Source organism: Stieleria sedimenti (assembly GCF_025060895.1).
GTDB classification, from domain to species: Bacteria; Planctomycetota; Planctomycetia; order Pirellulales; family Pirellulaceae; genus Stieleria; species Stieleria sedimenti.
In genome coordinates, this window is sequence record NZ_JANZKV010000305.1 from 1 (window position 1) to 2,329 (window position 2,329).

General features: G+C 61.4%; 2 protein-coding genes. Both read left to right on the top strand.

The annotated features are described in order from the left end of the window. Positions 1–76: 76 nt before the first annotated feature. Positions 77–664 (top strand): peptide chain release factor family protein, encoded by a 588-nt coding sequence (locus NZK35_RS31285; RefSeq protein WP_259636469.1) that lies wholly within the window; start codon positions 77–79, stop codon positions 662–664. After that, a partial coding sequence (locus NZK35_RS31290) for an FMN-binding protein (protein ID WP_259636470.1) occupies positions 664–2,329 on the top strand: 1,666 nt, incomplete at its 3' end. The genes NZK35_RS31285 and NZK35_RS31290, both read left to right, overlap by 1 nt.

Below are 2,329 nucleotides of genomic sequence, written 5' to 3' on the forward strand. Positions count from 1 at the left end.
AAGGCTGGACACCAACGTGCAACACGAATGGCCTATACTTCTCGGGCTCGCTTCTTCAACTCACAACTGCCCCCTGATGCCTTCCAAACCGACCGCGATTGTTCCCGATGCGAGCTTGCGGATGGCGTGCCGTGTGGTTGATCCGCCTCACCCGGCGGTGATCGATCGCGATCGGCTGTTGGATGGTTGCGAACTTCGCACCCAGCGTCGCAGCGGGCCGGGCGGGCAGCATCGAAACAAGACCAGTTCCGGCGCGTTCTTGACCCACCGCCCGACGGGATTGGTGGGCGAAGCGACCGAGCGACGAAGTCAAGCACAAAATCGCGAAGTCGCACTGCAGCGGTTGCGGTACCTGTTGGCGATCGAAGTGCGCACGCCCAGCCCGCTTGATCCATCCGACTGGCGAGACGATGGCGACGAAGCGACGATTCGTCGGCGCTACGCCAATCATTCGTTTCGGCTCAACGAATCCAATGCCGACAAGCCGGCCCTGTTGGCCTTGGTGTTGAACGATCTGTGGGTGGCCGGCGGGCAACCGAGTTTGATCTCCGAGACGTGGTCGGTGTCGACCAGCAAGATCGTTTCACTGATTCGATCTTACGCCCCGGCGTTGACTTGGGTGAATCGAGTTCGACATCACCACGAGCGTTTGCCGCTGCACTGATGGAACGCCGACGTCAAATTCGTGCGATCGCGGTGCACACCGTTCGGGTTTCAACGGTCGCCGCACTTTTGCTGCTGATTCCCTCGCCGCGACGCGATCGGCCCACATCGGATGGCGGAGCGTCACCGCCGGCGATCGAACGGATTCGTCCGTTCCTGGCGACAGCGAGTGTGGTCGAGGGTGCCAAGGACGCCAATGGATTTTGGATCATCAAGGACGCCGACGGTGTGTCGCTGGGGCGCGTCGCCAGGACCTTGCCCGAGGCCGCCGACGTCATCGGTTATCGCGGACCCACCGAAGCGATGATTTTGCTGAACCTTGACTACCAGTTGATCGGCGTCGACCTGATCGATAGCGCCGACACCGAGGAACACGTCGCGGCGGTGGAGAACGACGACGCGTTCTTCGAACAGTTTCGCAACTGGACATGGACCGGGCCGGAACCGGGAACGAGCGTCGACGCCGTCTCCGGCGCGACGCTGACTTCGTTGGCGTTGGCCAAGGGAGTGCTGCGGCGAATCGGGGGTGACCTGCCTTCGTTGGTCTTTCCCGATGCGGTCACGCTGCAAGAATTGCGAGGATGGTTTCCCGACGCGTCGACAAGTCGCGTCGAAGGTGATCGCGTCATCGCCCTCGATCGAGCCGGCCAGGAACTGGGAACGGTGATTCGCACCGGCCCGCTCTCGGATTCGATCATCGGATACCAGGGACCAACCGAGTTATTGATTCAAGTCGACCGGTCGGGAGCAGCCGAAGACAGCGAACAACCGCCGATGACGGTCACCGACATCAAGATCCGATCCTCATTCGACAACGAACCCTATGTCCGCTATTGCAAAACGGAGTACGGATTTTGGGCACTGTTCGAAGGCCGAACGCTGGCGGGACTGGCCGACATGGATTTGGAAGCCGAACGGGTCGAAGGTGTTTCCGGGGCAACGATGACCAGCATGGCGATCGCCGAAACCCTGGTCGCATCAGCGGGCCGGTTCCAAGTCCGCCAGCAGCAGCGGGAACAAGCGATCCAAGCAGACGGATCGACTTGGAGCAACTGGCGCCATCGCGTGGTCGATGCGCTGGAGATGCGGATCACGGCCGCAGACGTGGGCTGCGTGCTCGTCTTGTGTTTGATCCCGCTGTTTCGGATGCGAGGGTGGTTTCGCCATCAGCGAATCCGCAGGCTTTGGTTAGTTGCGGTGATCGCGGTGATCGGGATCTGGTCGGGCAATTTGATTTCGATGGCGCTGGTGGCGGGCTGGAGCGGAGGGGGGATCGCGTGGCGATTGGCACCCGCGCTGGCTGCGATCACGATTGTCGCATTTGTCGCGCCCGTGGGCTGGAAATCCAATCCGTACTGCAATCATCTTTGCCCGCACGGGGCGCTCCAGCAATTGCTGCGACCGCGCCACACGAGCAAGCGATCTTGGAAGCCACCCGCTGGGATGATTGAGCTGTTGAAGTTCCTGCCGGGCACAATGTTGGTGATCGGCTATCTGACGCTGTTGTGGTCACCGACGACCGACCTGTCGTCGTGGGAGCCGTTCCATGCGTATCTTTATCGAGTGGCGCCCTGGACCGCGTTGACGTTGGCCGGGGTCACGCTGTTGTTTTCGGCATTTGTGCCGATGGGCTACTGCCGTCTGGGCTGTCCCACCGGCCGTTTGC